Below are 15,008 nucleotides of genomic sequence, written 5' to 3'. Positions count from 1 at the left end.
GTTGGTGCCGTCGCCCACCCGCTACACCTACCGGGTGGGCGACGGCACCAACTGGAGCGCGTGGACCGACTTCACCACGGCCGCCGCGACCCCGAAGCCCTTCTCCTTCATCTACTACGGCGACGCGCAGAACTACATCGACTCGGCCGTCCCCCGGGTCTTCCGCCAGGCGTTCGCGGACCGGCCCGAGGCCAAGGTGATCGTCAACGCCGGTGACCTCATCGACTCGGCCAACAGCGAGGAGCAGTGGGGCCAGTGGTACAAGGCCGGCGGCTTCATCGACTCCCAGATCAACAACATCTCGGTGCCGGGCAACCACGAGTACAGCAACGGGCTGTCGAGCTTCTGGCGTCCGCAGTTCCCGTACCCGGACAACGGCCCCGGTGACGCCGCGCTGAAGCAGACCACGTACAGCGTGGACTACCAGGGTGTGCGCTTCATCGCCCTGGACTCCAACGTGCAGAGCGACCCTCGGCTGATGGCCTCGCAGACCGCCTGGCTGGAGGGACTGCTCAAGGACAACCCCAACAAGTGGACGACGGTCACCTTCCACCACCCCGTCTACTCCACGACCGGCACCCGCAACAACCCCGCCGTGCGCGACCAGTGGGGCCCGCTCTTCGAGAAGTACGGCGTCGACCTGGTGCTCCAGGGCCACGACCACAGCTACGGCCGCGGCAACAAGACCGCGAACCGCAAGAGCATCACCACGCACAACGGTGTCACCTATGTCGTCTCCGTCTCGGGCGGCAAGATGTACGCGCTCAACGACGGCGCCAACTGGACGGGCAACGGCGCCGAGCCGGTCGCCAACAGCGAGAACACCCAGCTCTACCAGCTCATCGACGTCCAGAACGACCAGCTCAGGTTCGAGGCCCGCTACGCCAACGGCGAGCACTTCGACGGGTTCACGATCCTGAAGAACGACAAGGGCGAGAAGACCGTCACCGACATGCGCACCCCGGAGAACACCGTGGGCGAGCAGGTCGTGGTCGACAGGACCACCGTGTCCAGGGACGGCTCCCTGAGCATCTCGGCCTACGGCTACGACCCGTACGAGACGGCGTCCGTCTACATGCGCCGGGTGAGCGAGGGCAAGCCGGTCAAGGAGGAGCTGGTCGGCGAGGTGAAGGCCGACGAGCTGGGCAAGCTGAACGAGTCGTTCCCGCTGCGCCGCGTCACTTCGACCAAGGACAGCTACGTCGTGTACGTGGAGAGCAAGAACCTGAAGATCACCAGTCCGGTCATCTACGTGACGAAGTGATCCCACGCCGGGGCGAGGGCATCTCGGCCGCGCCCGCGTGCGCCGTCCCTCGCTCCGGCCCGGCCGGGGCGTGTCCCGCCCCGGCCGTCCGGGACTCCCGGCCGTCCGGGACCGTACAGGAGACCAAGCCTTGACCATCTTCCAGCCCCTTGCCCGCCTCCGGGCGCTGCCACGGCTGCCGATACGCGTCACACCACGCCCCTCGGCGCGCCTGCCGCTGCGGATCTCGGTACGCGTGCGGCTGCGGCTGCCGGCTCGTCCGCTGCCGCGTCCCTCGGTACGCGCCCTGCCGGCCGCCGCCGTACTCGCGTGCCTCGCCACCCTGGCCGCACCGGCCCCCGCCGCGGTCGCTCATCCCTTCGGACCGCCGTCCACCGCCGTCATCAGCGCGGAAGGCTCCCGTGTGTCGATCGCCTGGCGGGCCAACGAGGACGACTGGGTGGCGCTCGGTCAGTCCCTCGGCGCCTTCGAGGATCCGGCGAGCGGCACCGTCTCGCAGGAGCTGACCGGCGAGCAGAAACTCGCGCGCTCGCCCGCCGTCCACACCTATCTGCTGCGGCACATCAAAGTCGCCCAGGCCGGCAGGCCGTGCCGGGGCGAGGTGTCCGCGCTGGAGCGGCTGCTCAGCCAGGGCGCCCGGCTGACCTTCGACTGCCCGGCCCCGCCGACGGAGGTGGACGTCACGGTCAGCGCGCTCACCGATCTCAACGAGTCCTACCGCACCATGCTCACGGCGGAGAGCGCCGCCACACCCCGGCAGTCACTGTTCACCGCCGTCGACCGCACCCACCGTCTGCGCTTCTCCGCGACCGGCGGGGGTGTGCGGGGCTCCGTGGCCGGCGTGGCCGGCGGCACCGCCGCCGCGCTGCTGGCCGTCGTCGGTGTGCTCCTCCTCCGGCGGAACCGGCGGAGGCAGCGGAAGGGCCACCGTACGGCGGCCGGTTCGGGGAGCGCGTCATGACGAACCTCGGCGGCCTGGACAGCCGTCTGGTGGCGCTCTTCGACGGCCGCGCGGTCTTCTGGATCGCCCTCGTCGTCGCCCTGGGCGTCGGCGCGGCGCACGCGGTGGCGCCCGGCCACGGCAAGGCCATCACGGCCGCGTATCTGGCGGGCACCCGAGGCCGCCACCGGGACGCGGTGCGCCTCGGTGTGATCGTCGCGGGCATGCACACCTTCTCGGTACTGGTGCTCGCGCTGATCTGGGTGGGCGTCAGCGGCATGGCGTCGTTCGGTACGGAGACGGCGACCGCGTGGATGCAGGCGCTGGCCGGAGTCGTCGTGATCGCCGTGGGGGCCGGGCTGGTCCAGCGGCATCTGCGGGGACGCGGCGGCCACGGTCACCGTCACGGGCACACGCATGCGCACACACATACGCACAGTCACCCGCATGGGTACACTCACACGCCCGCGCCCGGGGCGGCGCCCCAGGGGCACCACCGTCACGGCGACCGCGCCGAGGAGTTGGCCGAAGGACCGACCGACCGCAGGAGCGAAAAGCCGACCGACGGCAGGACCGAGGAGCCGACCGATCCCTGGTCCCGACGCGGACTGGCGGCGCTCGCGCTCTCCGGCGGTCTGCTGCCCTCGCCGTCCGCCTTCCTGGTGCTGGTCAGCGGCCTGCTGACCGGCCGCGCCCTCGGCGCCGTGGCACTGGTCGTCGTCTTCGGGATCGGTATGGCGCTCACTCTGACAGGCGTCGGTGTCATGACGATCCGCGGTTTCGCCTTTCTGGAGCAGCGACTGCGCGGCGGAAAGGCCGCCGCGAGGCTGGCGGCCTGGACGCCGGTCGTGGCCGGAGTGACCGTCGCGACGGGCGGCTGTCTCTATCTCCTGGCCGCGGTCTCCACCCTCTCCGCGTGACCCGGCACCAGTCCGGCACGACAGCGGCTCCGAATACGTGCTGAGGTAGTCCAGGACGTTGTGGAGGAAAGCCGCGTGAAAGAAGCCGTGTACATCGGCGGACCCGCTCCGGTGGGACCCGACCTGCCCGAACTCCTGGGCCGCGTGGCCAAGGGCGACCAGGACGCCTTCGCCCGCGTGTACGACCGGGTCTGCGGTCCCGTACTGGGCCTGGTCCGCTCCGTACTGCGCGATCCGGCCCAGTCGGAGGAGGTGGCCCAGGAAGTGCTGCTGGAGGTCTGGCGCTCCGCCGCCCGCTACGAGCGCGCCCGCGGCAGCGTCATGACCTGGGTGCTCACCCTCGCCCACCGGCGGGCGGTGGACCGGGTGCGCTCGGCCCAGGCGTCGAGCGACCGGGAGCACCGGGCCGCGCTGCTGGAACGTACCCCGGCCTTCGACGAGGTGACCGAGGAGGTGGAGGCCGGCCTCGAACGCGAGCAGGTACGCCGCTGTCTGCGGACCCTGACCGAGCTCCAGCACCAGTCCGTGACCCTCGCGTACTACCAGGGCCTGGCCTACCGGGAGGTGGCCGAACTGCTCGCGGTCCCCCTGGGCACGGTCAAGACACGGCTGCGCGACGGGCTCATCCGGCTGCGCGACTGCCTGGGGGTGGAGGCATGACCACGGCCGATCTGCACACGCTGACCGGCGCGTACGCGCTGCACGCCCTGGAGCCCGGGGAGCGCGCCGAGTTCGAACGCCATCTCGCGGTGTGCCCGGCCTGTGCCCAGGAGGTGAGGGAACTGGCCGCCACCGCCGCCCGGCTGGCACAGGCCGTGGCCGTGAGGCCGCCGCCCGCCCTCAAACAGCGGGTGCTCCGGCGTATCGCCACCGAGCGGCAGGAACCCCCGAGGGTCGCCCCGCTCCCCCGTTCCGGCGGCGGCGCGGGGCGCGGGCGCGCGCTGTCCCGGTTCTCGCTGGCCGCCTGTCTGGCCGCGGCCGTGACGTTCGGCGGTATCGCCGTGTGGCAGCACCAGGAGGCACAGGACGCGCGCCGGCGCGCGCAGGAGACACATCAGCGCGCCGAGGAGCTGGCGACGGTGCTCGCCGCGCCGGACGCCGAGGTCGTCACCGGGAAACTGACCGGCGGCGCGAGCGGCACGGTGGTCGTCTCCCGCGGCCGGAACAGGGCGGCGTTCATCGCGTCCGGCATGCCGAAACCGCCCGCCGGCAAGGTCTACCAGCTCTGGTACGACGACGGCGGGACGATGCGTCCCGCCGGCCTCATGGACCCCTCGGCCGGTTCGGACACCGTGCTGCTGGCCGGGCGCGTGGGCTCGGCCTCCGGCATGGGCATCACGGTGGAACCCTCCGGCGGCTCGCCACGGCCCACCTCCGAGCCCGTGGCGCTGATGAACTTCCCGGCCGCGTGAGGAGACGGACATGAGCGTCGCGGTGGTGCTCTTCACCTCGGATCTGCGGGTCCACGACCAGCCGGTGCTGCGCGCCGCCGTGGACGGCGCCGACGAGGTGGTGCCCCTCTTCGTCCGGGACGCGGGGATCGCGGCGGCGGGGTTCGACGCCCCCAACCGCCGGGCCTTCCTGGCCGACTGTCTGGCCTCGCTGGACGCCTCGCTGCGTAAGCGCGGTGGCCGCCTGGTCATTCGTTCGGGTGAGGTCGTGGACGAGGTCTGCCGGGTGGTGCGCGAGAGCGGCGCGCGCGAGGTCCATGTCGCGGCCGGGGTGAGCCGCTACGCCGTACGCCGGGAGGACCGGCTGCGTACGGAGCTGAAGCGGGCGGGATGCGCGCTCGTCGCGTACGACGCGGTGGTCACCGCCGTGCCGCCGGGCCGGATCACCCCGTCGGGCAAGGACCATTTCGCGGTCTTCACCCCCTACTTCCGCCGCTGGGAGGAGACGGGGCGGCGCGCGACGACGGCCGCTCCCCGCTCGGTGAGGGTGCCGTCGATCGGCGGGGACCCGCTGCCGGAGCGCGACGCGGTCGAAGGGATCTCACCGGGACTCGCCCGGGGCGGCGAGCACAGGGCGCGCGAGCTGATGGCGTCCTGGCTCGCCGACGGGATCGGCGCGTACGCGAACCGGCACGACGACCTGGCGGGCGATGCCACCTCCCGGCTCTCGCCGTATCTCCACTTCGGCTGTCTCTCCCCGGTGGAGCTGGTCCGGCGGGCCGAGGAGCTGTCCGGGGCGGGGGCGGAGGCCTTCGTACGGCAGCTCGCCTGGCGGGACTTCCACCATCAGGTGCTCGCGGCCCGGCCCGAGTCGTCCTGGTCGGACTACCGCACGCACAACGACCGCTGGCGTGCGGACGACGACGAGATCACGGCCTGGCGGGAGGGACGCACCGGCTGTCCGGTGGTGGACGCGGCCATGCGCCAGCTTCTGCACGAGGGCTGGATGCACAACCGGGGCCGGCTCCTGGCGGCGAGCTTTCTCACCAAGACGCTGTACGTGGACTGGCGCGTGGGCGCCCGGCACTTCCTGGAGCTGCTGGTGGACGGCGACATCGCCGACAACCAGCTGAACTGGCAGTGGGTGGCGGGCACCGGCACGGACACCCGGCCCAACCGGGTACTCAATCCGCTCGCCCAGGCCAGACGGTTCGATCCGCGCGGCGCGTATGTACGGCGCTGGGTCCCGGAGCTCGCCGGGCTCTCGGGACCGTCGATCCACGAGCCCTGGAAGGTGACCGGCGCCGACCGTGCGCGGCTGGACTATCCGGACCCGGTGGTGGATCTGTCGGAGGGCCGGGACCGTTTCGTACGGGCCCGGAATCCCGGCTCGGGACCCGGCTGAGGACACCCGCCCCGGGCCCGGCGACGGTACGGGCGGGGCCCGGCGGGAAGGTACGGGCCCCGGCGGGCGGGGCCCCGTACCGCGCTCCTCACCGTGTCCGCGCCCCGGGCGCGCGGGCCCGCGCCGCGGTCCGGCTCACCAGGTCACCCCCAGGGCCGCGGCGGCCGAGACACCGGAGCGGCAGCCGTCCTCGTGGAATCCCCAGCCGTGGTAGGCCCCCGCGTAGACGGTGACCGGGCTGTTCAGCGAGTACAGCAGCCGTTGCGCGGCGACGGATTCCGGGGTGTGGACCGGGTGCTCGTACACCATGTCGGCGAGGACCCGGCGCGGGTCGACACGGTCGGCGCCGTTCAGGGTGACCACATAGGTCTCGGGGGCGTCGAGCCGCTGCAGCCGGTTCATGTCGTAACTGATCCGTACGGCGTCGGCGCCCGCGTCGCAGGAGGGCATCAGCAGGTTCCAGGACGCGCGGGCGGGCGCGCTGCGCGGCAACACAGCTGTGTCGGTGTGCAGTTGGGTGGGGTTGCGGGAGTACCGGAACGCGCCGAGGATACGCCGCTCCTCCTCGGTGGCGTCGGCGAGCAGCCGCAGCGCCTGGTCGGGGTGCACCGCGATGACCACGGAGTCGTACCACTCGACGGCGTCGTCGTCGGTGACGAGTTCGACACCGGCCGGGTGGCGGCGTACCGCGCGCACCGGGGTGGAGGTGTGGACGGCGCCGAGGCGTTTGCCGACCCGCTCGACATAGGCGCGTGAACCACCGCTGACGGTCCGCCAGACCGGGGATCCGCCGGTCGTCAGCAGTCCGTGGTGGGCCAGGAACCGCAGGACGGGCCGGGCGGGGCAGCGCAACGCCGTCCGCGCGTCGCAGGACCAGACGGCCGAGACGAGCGGTGTCACGAAGTGTGCCGTGAAGTAGGGCGAGAAGCCGCACTCGGCGATGAACTCCCCCAGTGTCGCGTCCTGTTCGGGCCCGGTCGGCGGAGTCGCCAGCAGCCTGCGGGCGCGGCGGTGGAAGGCGGGGATCTCGGCCAGCATCCGCAGATACCGGGGGCGCAGCGCGTTGCGCCCCCGTGCGAGGAGACCGGACGGTCCGCGCGCTCCCGCGTATTCGAGGCCGCAGCCGTCGCAGCGGACGGAGAGGCTCATCTCCGACTCCTGTGTGGTGACGCCGAGTTCCACGAAGAGGCGCAGCAGATACGGATAGGTCCGCTCGTTGTGCACGATGAAACCGGAGTCGACCCGGTGGATCCGGCCGTCGGCCGACGGTATGTCATGGGTGTGGGCATGGCCGCCGAGCCGGTCGGCGGCCTCGTACAGCGCGACCTCGTGCCTGCGCGCCAGTACGTACGCGGCGGTCAGCCCCGCCACTCCGCTTCCCACCACGGCCGTGCGCCGCCGTGTGTCACTCATCCCGCTCCTCCCGCTCGTACCGCGTGTCCTGCCCGTCCCGCTCCGGTCCCGGGACAAGGCGCTCGGGGGACATTCGAGGCCGCGCGCGTCCGGGATTGGTGATTGGTGCGGTCTTTCCTCCATCGCCACGAATCGTCATTCCTTCGGGTGTACGACCAATCCGCCATGCTTCCTGGGCCGAATGGCCGGTGTGAGCAGCGATCAGAAAGTCCTCGTGCCGGAGGGTGACACCGCCCGCCCGGCCGTACACCGGCCGCGCGCCGCCCTGGGCGCGCTGAGCGGGCTGATCAGCGGGCTCTCGGCGCTGGCTGCGGCGGAACTGGCGGCGGCGGCCGTAAGGCCGGAGGCGGGTCCGCTGACGGCGGTGGGCGGGGCGTTCATCGACCGCACTCCGCCCTGGCTGAAGGACTTCGCCGTACGGAACTTCGGGACCCACGACAAGCTGGTGCTCCAGCTCGGCATCCTGGCGGTCCTGGCGGTCCTCGCCATGGCCGTCGGATCGGTCTCGCCGGGATACCGGCGGACGGGTTGCGCCGCGGTTCTGCTCTTCGGCGCCGTCGGAGCGGTGGCGGCGGTGGAGCGGCCCGGCGGCGGCCCGCTCGACGCCCTGCCGTCCGCCGTGGGCGCCCTGACGGCCTGTGGAGTGCTGTATCTGCTGGCCGGCAGGCTCACACTCCGTCCGTCCCGCGCGGAGGGCGGGGCGGACGGGCACTTCGACCGGCGCGGCTTTGTCGTAGCCGCGTCGGGCGCGGTGGCGGCGTCGGCCGGAGCGGGCGTCCTGGGACGCCGGCTCAGTGTCTCGGGAGCGGCCGGCGCCGTCGCCTCAAGGAAAGGGACCGTGCTGCCCGCGCCCGCCTCACCGGCGCGCCCGGTGCCGGCCGGCGCGGGACCGCGGATCCCCGGACTGAGTCCTTTCACCACCCCGGTCAAGGACTTCTACCGGGTGGACACCGCGCTGGTGGTGCCCCGGATCGATGCCACCCGCTGGCGTCTGCGGATCCATGGCAAGGGCGTCACCCGGCCGCTGACGGTCGGTTTCGACGATCTGCTGCGGCGGGAGCTGATCGAGCGGGACATCACCCTGACCTGCGTCTCCAACGAGGTCGGCGGACGCTATGTGGGCAATGCCCGCTGGATCGGGGTACGGCTGGCCGATCTGCTGCGCGAGGCCGGGGTCCGGCCGCCGTCCGAGGGCGGGCCCGCCGACCAGCTCGTGGCCCGTTCGGTGGACGGTATGACGATCGGCTCACCGGTCGAGACGGTCATGGACGGCCGGGACGCGCTGCTCGCGGTGGGGATGAACGGCGAGCCGCTCCCCTTCGACCACGGCTTCCCGGTCCGGATGCTGGTACCGGGGCTGTACGGCTATGTCTCGGCCTGCAAATGGCTCCAGGACCTGGAGCTGACCACGTTCGCCGACTACGACGCCTACTGGGTGAAGCGGTCCTGGTCGCCCACGGCCACCATCAAGACCCAGTCGCGCATCGACACGCCCCGGCCGTTCGCGAGCCCCAGGTCAGGGACGGTCCCGGTCGCCGGGGTCGCCTGGGCCCAGCACCGGGGCATCGCCCGGGTGGAGGTACGGGTCGACGGCGGGGAGTGGCACACGGCCCGGCTGGCGTCGGAGGACAGCAAGGACACCTGGCGCCAATGGGTGTGGGAGTGGCCCGCCACCAGCGGCAGCCACACGCTCGAAGTCCGGGCCACCGACCAGGACGGCGACACACAGACGGACCGGCGCGCCGGGACCGTGCCCGACGGCGCGACCGGATGGCACTCGGTGGTGGTCGCCGTGACCTGACCGCGCCCGCCGTGCGCCTCCGGGGACCGCGCACCCCGATGGACCACGCGCGCCTTGAGGGACGCGCTCCGTCCGGCTCCCGCCCGTCCCCCTCCGGCCGGCCTCCCGTCGGCCATTCGATTCCCCCGCGCACGGAGACACCGTGCGCTCTCGTTCAAGGAGTTCCCCTGTGATCACCACTCGTTTTCAGCGTGCCGCCCTCGCCGTCGCCGGTGCCGTCGTACTGCCCCTGGCGCTGAGCGCCTGTTCCTCCGGCAACGAGGGCGACGACACCAAGGACTCGGCCTCCTCGGCCGCGCCGCAGAAGGCGCGCAGCGTGCCGGACGACGCGGCCGGTCCCGGCGACCAGACCTTCGGCACGGCCTGCGCGTCGGTGCCCGAGACCGGCGCGGGCAGCTTCGACGGCATGTCGAAGGACCCGGTCGCGACGGCCGCGTCCAACAACCCCGCCCTGTCCACCCTGGTCACCGCGGTGAAGAAGGCCGGTCTGGTCGACACACTGAACAACGCGCAGAACATCACCGTCTTCGCGCCGACCAATGACGCCTTCGCCAAGATCCCGAAGGCGGACCTGGACAAGGTCCTGGCCGACAGGACCACGCTGACCAAGATCCTCACGTATCACGTGGTGGGCGAGAAGCTGACGCCCGCGCAGCTCGCCGACGGCACCTACCCGACCCTGGAGAAGTCCACCCTCACCACCAAGGGCTCGGGCGACTCGTACACGGTCAACGACTCCGCCCGGGTGGTCTGCGGCAATGTGCCGACCGCGAACGCCACCGTCTACATCGTCGACAGCGTGCTGATGCCCGCGATGTAACCGGTGCGGTGGTCGTCGTACGGACCGGCCGCGCGCCCGTCGCCGGAAGCCGGGGACGGAGCGACCGGCCGGTCGGACGCGCGCCCGCCACCGCGCGCCCACGGGCGGTGTGAGCAGCCCGGCGAGACCGGCCGGGCCGCTCGTCCGTCCCGGCTCGGCCGAGGCGCAGGGCACCGAAAGGGCGGCCCCGCGCCTCGCCGCCGTCTCAGCCCACCGAGCTGTACGCCACCACTCCACGCAGCACCGCGTCGACCGCCTTGCGCGCGTTCTTCGCCACCGTGCTGTTCTCGCGCGGCGCCGCCGCCGCGATCTGGCCGAGCACATCGATGACCTGTTTGCACCAGCGGACGAAGTCACCGGCCGGCATCTCCGCCTCGCGCAGCACCTCGTCGAGTCCCTTGCCCGAGGCCCACATGTAGACCGCCCAGGCGAAGCCGAGGTCGGGCTCGCGCTGGCCGACGCCCTCCGCCTGGTTGATCTTCAGTTCCTCCTCCAGGGCGTCGAGCCTGCCCCAGATATGGATCATCTCGCCGAGCGCGGCCTTCGCCTTGCCGGACGGCAGCTTCGGCGCCACCGCGTCGTCGGACTGCCGGGCCTCGTAGACCAGCGCGGAGACACAGGCGGCCAGCTCGGCGGGGGTGAGCCCCTCCCAGACACGGTCGCGCAGACACTCACTGGCGAGAAGATCCAGCTCGCCGTAGAGCCGGGCCAGCCGCTGGCCGTGCTCGGTGACCTCGTCGCCACGGAGATAGTCCAGCTCGGTGAGGAGCGCGACAATCCGGTCGAACGTACGGGCGATGGTGTTCGTCCGCCCTTCGATCCGGCGCTCCAGCTGGCGCGTGTCCCGCTGGAGCCGGTGATAGCGCTCGGCCCAGCGCGCGTGGTCCTCCCGCTCGTCGCAGCCATGGCAGGGATGGGCACGCAGCTCCGTGCGCAGCCGGGCGATCTCCCGGTCGTCGGCCGCCGCGGCGCGCTGCTTGCGATGCCGCTCGGGCACGATGTGCCCGGCCTTCGAGCGCAGCGCGGACGCCAGATCGCGGCGCGACTGCGGCGAGCGCGCGTTGAAGGACTTGGGGATCCGCATCCGCTCCAGCGGCTCCACCGGAATCGGGAAGTCCATCGAGGCCAGCCGTTTGACCTGCCGTTCGACGGTCAGCACCAGCGGCCGTGGCCCGTCCTGATGCTCGAAGCCGCGGTGACCGTTGGCGCGTCCGGCCGGCAGCCCGGGATCGAGCACCAGCGCGAGACCGGCGAATTTCCCGGTCGGCACATGGATGACATCGCCGGGTTTGAGCTTCTCCAGCGAGGAGGCCGCGGCGGCCCTGCGCTGCGCCGCGCCCTGCTTGGCCAGATCCGTCTCACGGTCCTTGAGATCGCGGCGCAGCCGCGCGTACTCCTCGAAGTCCCCGAGGTGGCAGGTCATCCCCGAGCGGTAGCCGTCGAGCCCCTCCTCGTTCTTCCGGACCTGGCGGGAGATCCCGACGACCGACTTGTCGGCCTGGAACTGGGCGAAGGAGGTCTCCAGCAGTTCACGCGAGCGGTGCCGGCCGAACTGGTGCACGAGATTGACAGCCATGTTGTACGAGGGCCGGAAGCTGGAACGCAGAGGATACGTCCGGGTTCCGGCCAGCCCGGCGAGCGCGCCCGGATCCATCCCGCGCTGCCAGAGCACCACCGCGTGGCCCTCGACGTCGATGCCGCGCCGCCCGGCCCGCCCGGTGAGCTGGGTGTACTCGCCGGGAGTGATGTCGGCGTGCTGCTCGCCGTTCCACTTGACGAGCTTCTCCAGCACCACGGACCTGGCCGGCATGTTGATACCGAGCGCCAGGGTCTCGGTGGCGAAGACCGCCTTGACCAGACCGCGGACGAACAGCTCCTCCACGACCTCCTTGAAGGTCGGCAGCATCCCGGCGTGGTGCGCGGCGATCCCTCGCTCCAGGCCCTCCAGCCACTCGTAGTACCCGAGGACATGGAGATCCTCGCCGGGGATCGAGGCCGTGCGCTCCTCGACGATCTCGCGGACCCGCTGCCGCGCCGCGTCGTTGTTGAGCCGCAGGCCCGCGTACATGCACTGCTGTACGGCGGCCTCGCAGCCGGCCCGGCTGAAGATGAAGGTGATCGCGGGGAGCAGGCCCTCGGCGTCGAGGCGCTCGATGACCTCGGGCCTGGCGGGTGTCCAGATCCGGCCGCGCTGTCTGCGCTCACGCTCGCGGTCGGCCTCGCGGATCATCTTGCCGCGTCTGCGCTCGCGCGGGTTGTACGTGCGCTGATTCTCCATCCGGGCCATCCGGACGAGATCCGGATTGACCTCCCGCTTGGCCACACCACGGCCGCCGTGGTCGGACTCCTCCTCGAAGAGGTCGTACATCCGGCGGCCGGCCAGCACATGCTGCCAGAGCGGCACGGGCCGGTGCTCCGCGACGATCACCTCGGTGTCACCACGGACGGTGTCCAGCCAGTCACCGAACTCCTCGGCGTTGGAGACCGTCGCCGAGAGCGAGACGAGCGTGACCGACTCGGGCAGATGGATGATCACCTCTTCCCAGACAGCGCCCCGGAACCGGTCGGAGAGATAGTGGACCTCGTCCATCACCACATAGCCGAGGCCGAGGAGCGACTGGGAGCCGGCGTAGAGCATGTTGCGCAGCACCTCGGTGGTCATGACGACCACCGGAGCCTCGGAATTGACGCTGTTGTCCCCGGTGAGCAGGCCGACCTTGTCCGCGCCGTAGCGCTTGGCCAGATCGGCGTACTTCTGGTTGGAGAGCGCCTTGATGGGCGTGGTGTAGAAGCACTTGCGGCCCTTGGCCAGGGCCAGGTGCACGGCGAACTCGCCGACGATCGTCTTGCCCGAGCCCGTGGGCGCCGCGACCAGCACGCCCTTCCCGCCCTCCAGTGCCTGGCAGGCCTCGATCTGGAAGGGGTCGAGCGCGAAGTCGTACATCTCGCGGAACGGTGCGAGCGCCGTGGCCTGCTCGGCGGCGCGAGTCCGCGAAGCGGCGTACCGCTCGGCTGGGGAGAGGTCCTCTGTCATCTTGCTGTCGAGCCTACCCGCCGCCTCGGACAGTCAGCCGATCTTTAATCGTCCTTGGAAACCAGCCGTGCGGCGGCCGGTGGGCCGCCGCACGGAAGGAAGGTCATGTGATGTCGTCGTAACCGTTCAGCCGGTTCGTACGGCCGCCGCCGTCGGACTGGTCGGGCGGGGAGACCGCTTCGACCGCGCCGACGGACTCGGGGGTCAGATCGAGATCGGAGGCCTCGTCGTCGTCCAGGTCCGCGTCCGGGTTCCCGCGCCTGCGCCGCCGGTCGTTGAGGAAGCAGACCCCCAGCGCCAGGAAGTACAGGAACACGATGGGTGCGGCCAGCGTCAGCATGGTGAGCGGGTCACCGGTCGGAGTCGCGACCGCGGCGAAGAGGGTGATCCCCAGCACCATCAGCCGCCACCAGGAGGCGAGCCGCTTCGCCGTCAGCACCCCGGTGAAGTTCAGCAGGACCAGCAGCAGTGGCAGCTCGAAGGCCAGCCCGAACACGATCACCATGCGGACCACGAGATCGAGGTACTCGTCGAGCGGCAGCAGGTTCCGCGCGTTCTCCGGGGTGAAGTCGAGCAGGATCGTGGCGGTCTGCGGGAGGATCTTGTAGGCGAGGACGGCGCCGCTGAGGAAGAGCGGGACGCCGATGCCCACGAACGACAGCGCGTACTTCTTCTCGTGGCTGTGCAGACCCGGTGCCAGGAAGCCCCAGAGCTGGTACAGCCAGACCGGCGAGGACAGCACCACACCGGATACGAGGGAGACCTTCAGCGCGATCGAGAAGGGCGAGATCAGACCGTTGACGGTCATGTCCGCGCACGGCTGACCATTCTTCTGCGTCAGCGTGCCGCCGACGCAGCCCACCGAGTTCAGGATGGGCCTCATCATGAACTCCATCAGGTCCTTGTTGTAGAACGCGGCGATGATCGTGATGACCAGGATCGCCAGGACCGACTTGAGCAGGCGGTTTCGCAGTTCACGCAGGTGCTCGGCGAGGGGCATGCGCCCCTCGACGTCTTTCTCCTGCTTCCGGGCAGACTTGAGCAACCCGCGTCCCTCGTCTCGTAGCGGCAGCCGTCAGCGGGATGCGTCAGCTCTGGGTGGTGCGGTTCGGCTCGGTGACCGGGCGGGAGCTGGTGACATCCCCGGGCGAAGCCTGGATCGTCCTCGGAGCGGCGGCCTGCTGCTGGGCCGTGGCGTCGGCGGGCTGGTCGGCCGCCGGGGCCGCCGTGTCGTCGTCCTTCTTCATGGCCTTGGCCTCGCTCTTGAGGATGCGGGCCGACTTGCCGAGCGAACGCGCCATGTCGGGAAGCTTCTTGGCACCGAACAGCAACAGGATGACAACGATGATCAGAACGATCTCGAGGGGCTTCAGATTGCCGATCATGTACGACTTCCTTCTCGCTGAGGCGGCTGGGCGGTGGCTGCCCGTACAACCGAACCGGTGTCCGGCCTTAGTAGTACTCGCTGCGATCGTAACCCGCAGGGGTAAACGCGGGGCAATGCCTGTGCATACTCCCCACTGCGCCGCTCACCCCCGTTACTCCTGATCGCGACCCGCCTCGCACCGGCCGGAACCGTCCCGGCCCTGCCGAAGAGGTCGCGGCCCTCAGCGTACCGTCAGCGGAGACCGTGCCGGAGGGCGGTGGCACCACCGGCTACCGCAGCGCGTCTCCCGTCGAGGCCAGCCGGGTGGCGGCGCGCTCCAGGTCCTCGGCGGCCCGGTTGATCCGGTCGGTGGTCGCGGCGACCTGCCGGGCGAGCCGCTGGGCCTCGACGAAGACCCGGACCGCCAGAACACCGAGCACGGCGATCCCGCAGAAACCCAGGGCGATGGCGAGCATGGGCCAGAACATGGGCGAGACCTGGATCCGTTCTTGAGGAGACGACAGGACGACAGGACAACAGGAGGGGACACGGCCGACGAGGCGGGGGACGGGCCCTGCGAGGAGGCGGGGCGCGGCCTATGAGGTGGCGTGCAGACGCAGCGTCCGCACCCCGCCGCCGGTGAGCAGTTCCACG

General features: G+C 71.2%; 13 protein-coding genes. 8 read left to right on the top strand and 5 right to left on the bottom strand.

Going from position 1 to position 15,008, the window contains the following annotated elements:
- The 6 genes from BFF77_RS05460 to BFF77_RS05435 all read left to right on the top strand — a co-directional run.
- On the top strand, positions 1-1,264 hold a 1,264-nt coding region (locus BFF77_RS05460), incomplete at its 5' end, for a metallophosphoesterase family protein (protein WP_211280161.1).
- Positions 1,265-1,394: 130 nt separating this feature from the next.
- Positions 1,395-2,225: a hypothetical protein gene (locus BFF77_RS05455; RefSeq protein ID WP_066944349.1), complete on the top strand. Its 831-nt coding sequence runs from the start codon at positions 1,395-1,397 to the stop codon at positions 2,223-2,225.
- Positions 2,222-3,124, top strand: a complete 903-nt coding sequence (locus BFF77_RS05450) for a nickel/cobalt transporter (RefSeq protein WP_066944347.1) — start codon at positions 2,222-2,224, stop codon at positions 3,122-3,124. Before BFF77_RS05455 ends, BFF77_RS05450 begins: the two co-directional genes overlap by 4 nt.
- Before the next feature lie 75 nt (positions 3,125-3,199).
- Positions 3,200-3,784, top strand: a complete 585-nt coding sequence (locus BFF77_RS05445) for a sigma-70 family RNA polymerase sigma factor (protein WP_066944345.1) — start codon at positions 3,200-3,202, stop codon at positions 3,782-3,784.
- Positions 3,781-4,536, top strand: coding sequence for an anti-sigma factor (locus BFF77_RS05440; protein ID WP_066944343.1), 756 nt, complete (start codon positions 3,781-3,783; stop codon positions 4,534-4,536). Before BFF77_RS05445 ends, BFF77_RS05440 begins: the two co-directional genes overlap by 4 nt.
- Before the next feature lie 10 nt (positions 4,537-4,546).
- Positions 4,547-5,920: a cryptochrome/photolyase family protein gene (locus tag BFF77_RS05435; RefSeq protein ID WP_066944341.1), complete on the top strand. Its 1,374-nt coding sequence runs from the start codon at positions 4,547-4,549 to the stop codon at positions 5,918-5,920.
- Positions 5,921-6,055: 135 nt separating this feature from the next.
- Here the strand turns inward: BFF77_RS05435 and BFF77_RS05430 are convergent, their stop codons facing one another.
- Positions 6,056-7,333 carry an NAD(P)/FAD-dependent oxidoreductase gene (locus tag BFF77_RS05430; protein ID WP_066944339.1) on the bottom strand — a complete coding sequence of 426 codons (1,278 nt, stop codon included), beginning with the start codon at positions 7,331-7,333 and terminating at the stop codon, positions 6,056-6,058.
- Positions 7,334-7,514: 181 nt separating this feature from the next.
- Between BFF77_RS05430 and BFF77_RS05425 the strand changes: the two genes are divergently transcribed.
- Both BFF77_RS05425 and BFF77_RS05420 read left to right on the top strand, forming a co-directional pair.
- Positions 7,515-9,134, top strand: coding sequence for a molybdopterin-dependent oxidoreductase (locus BFF77_RS05425; RefSeq protein WP_079124859.1), 1,620 nt, complete (start codon positions 7,515-7,517; stop codon positions 9,132-9,134).
- Between the two features lie 169 nt (positions 9,135-9,303).
- Positions 9,304-9,954 carry a fasciclin domain-containing protein gene (locus tag BFF77_RS05420; protein WP_066944338.1) on the top strand — a complete coding sequence of 217 codons (651 nt, stop codon included), beginning with the start codon at positions 9,304-9,306 and terminating at the stop codon, positions 9,952-9,954.
- Positions 9,955-10,159: 205 nt separating this feature from the next.
- Here BFF77_RS05420 and BFF77_RS05415 read toward each other — a convergent pair whose 3' ends face one another.
- The 4 genes from BFF77_RS05415 to BFF77_RS05400 form a co-directional block, all read right to left on the bottom strand.
- Positions 10,160-12,988, bottom strand: coding sequence for a DEAD/DEAH box helicase (locus tag BFF77_RS05415; protein ID WP_066944337.1), 2,829 nt, complete (start codon positions 12,986-12,988; stop codon positions 10,160-10,162).
- A 103-nt stretch (positions 12,989-13,091) separates the two neighbouring features.
- Positions 13,092-14,033, bottom strand: coding sequence for a twin-arginine translocase subunit TatC (gene tatC / locus BFF77_RS05410; protein ID WP_066944336.1), 942 nt, complete (start codon positions 14,031-14,033; stop codon positions 13,092-13,094).
- Between the two features lie 43 nt (positions 14,034-14,076).
- A complete protein-coding gene (tatA, locus tag BFF77_RS05405; RefSeq protein ID WP_066944333.1) occupies positions 14,077-14,373 on the bottom strand; it encodes a Sec-independent protein translocase subunit TatA in 297 nt (98 codons plus the stop codon).
- Positions 14,374-14,644: 271 nt separating this feature from the next.
- Complete coding sequence (locus BFF77_RS05400; protein ID WP_066944331.1) at positions 14,645-14,842, bottom strand: hypothetical protein; 198 nt, start codon at positions 14,840-14,842, stop codon at positions 14,645-14,647.
- Positions 14,843-15,008 lie beyond the last annotated feature (166 nt).

Origin of the sequence: Streptomyces lushanensis, from assembly GCF_001700515.1 — a bacterium.
Classification (GTDB): Bacteria; Actinomycetota; Actinomycetes; order Streptomycetales; family Streptomycetaceae; genus Streptomyces; species Streptomyces lushanensis.
This window is presented reverse-complemented; position numbering and strand designations above follow the sequence as displayed.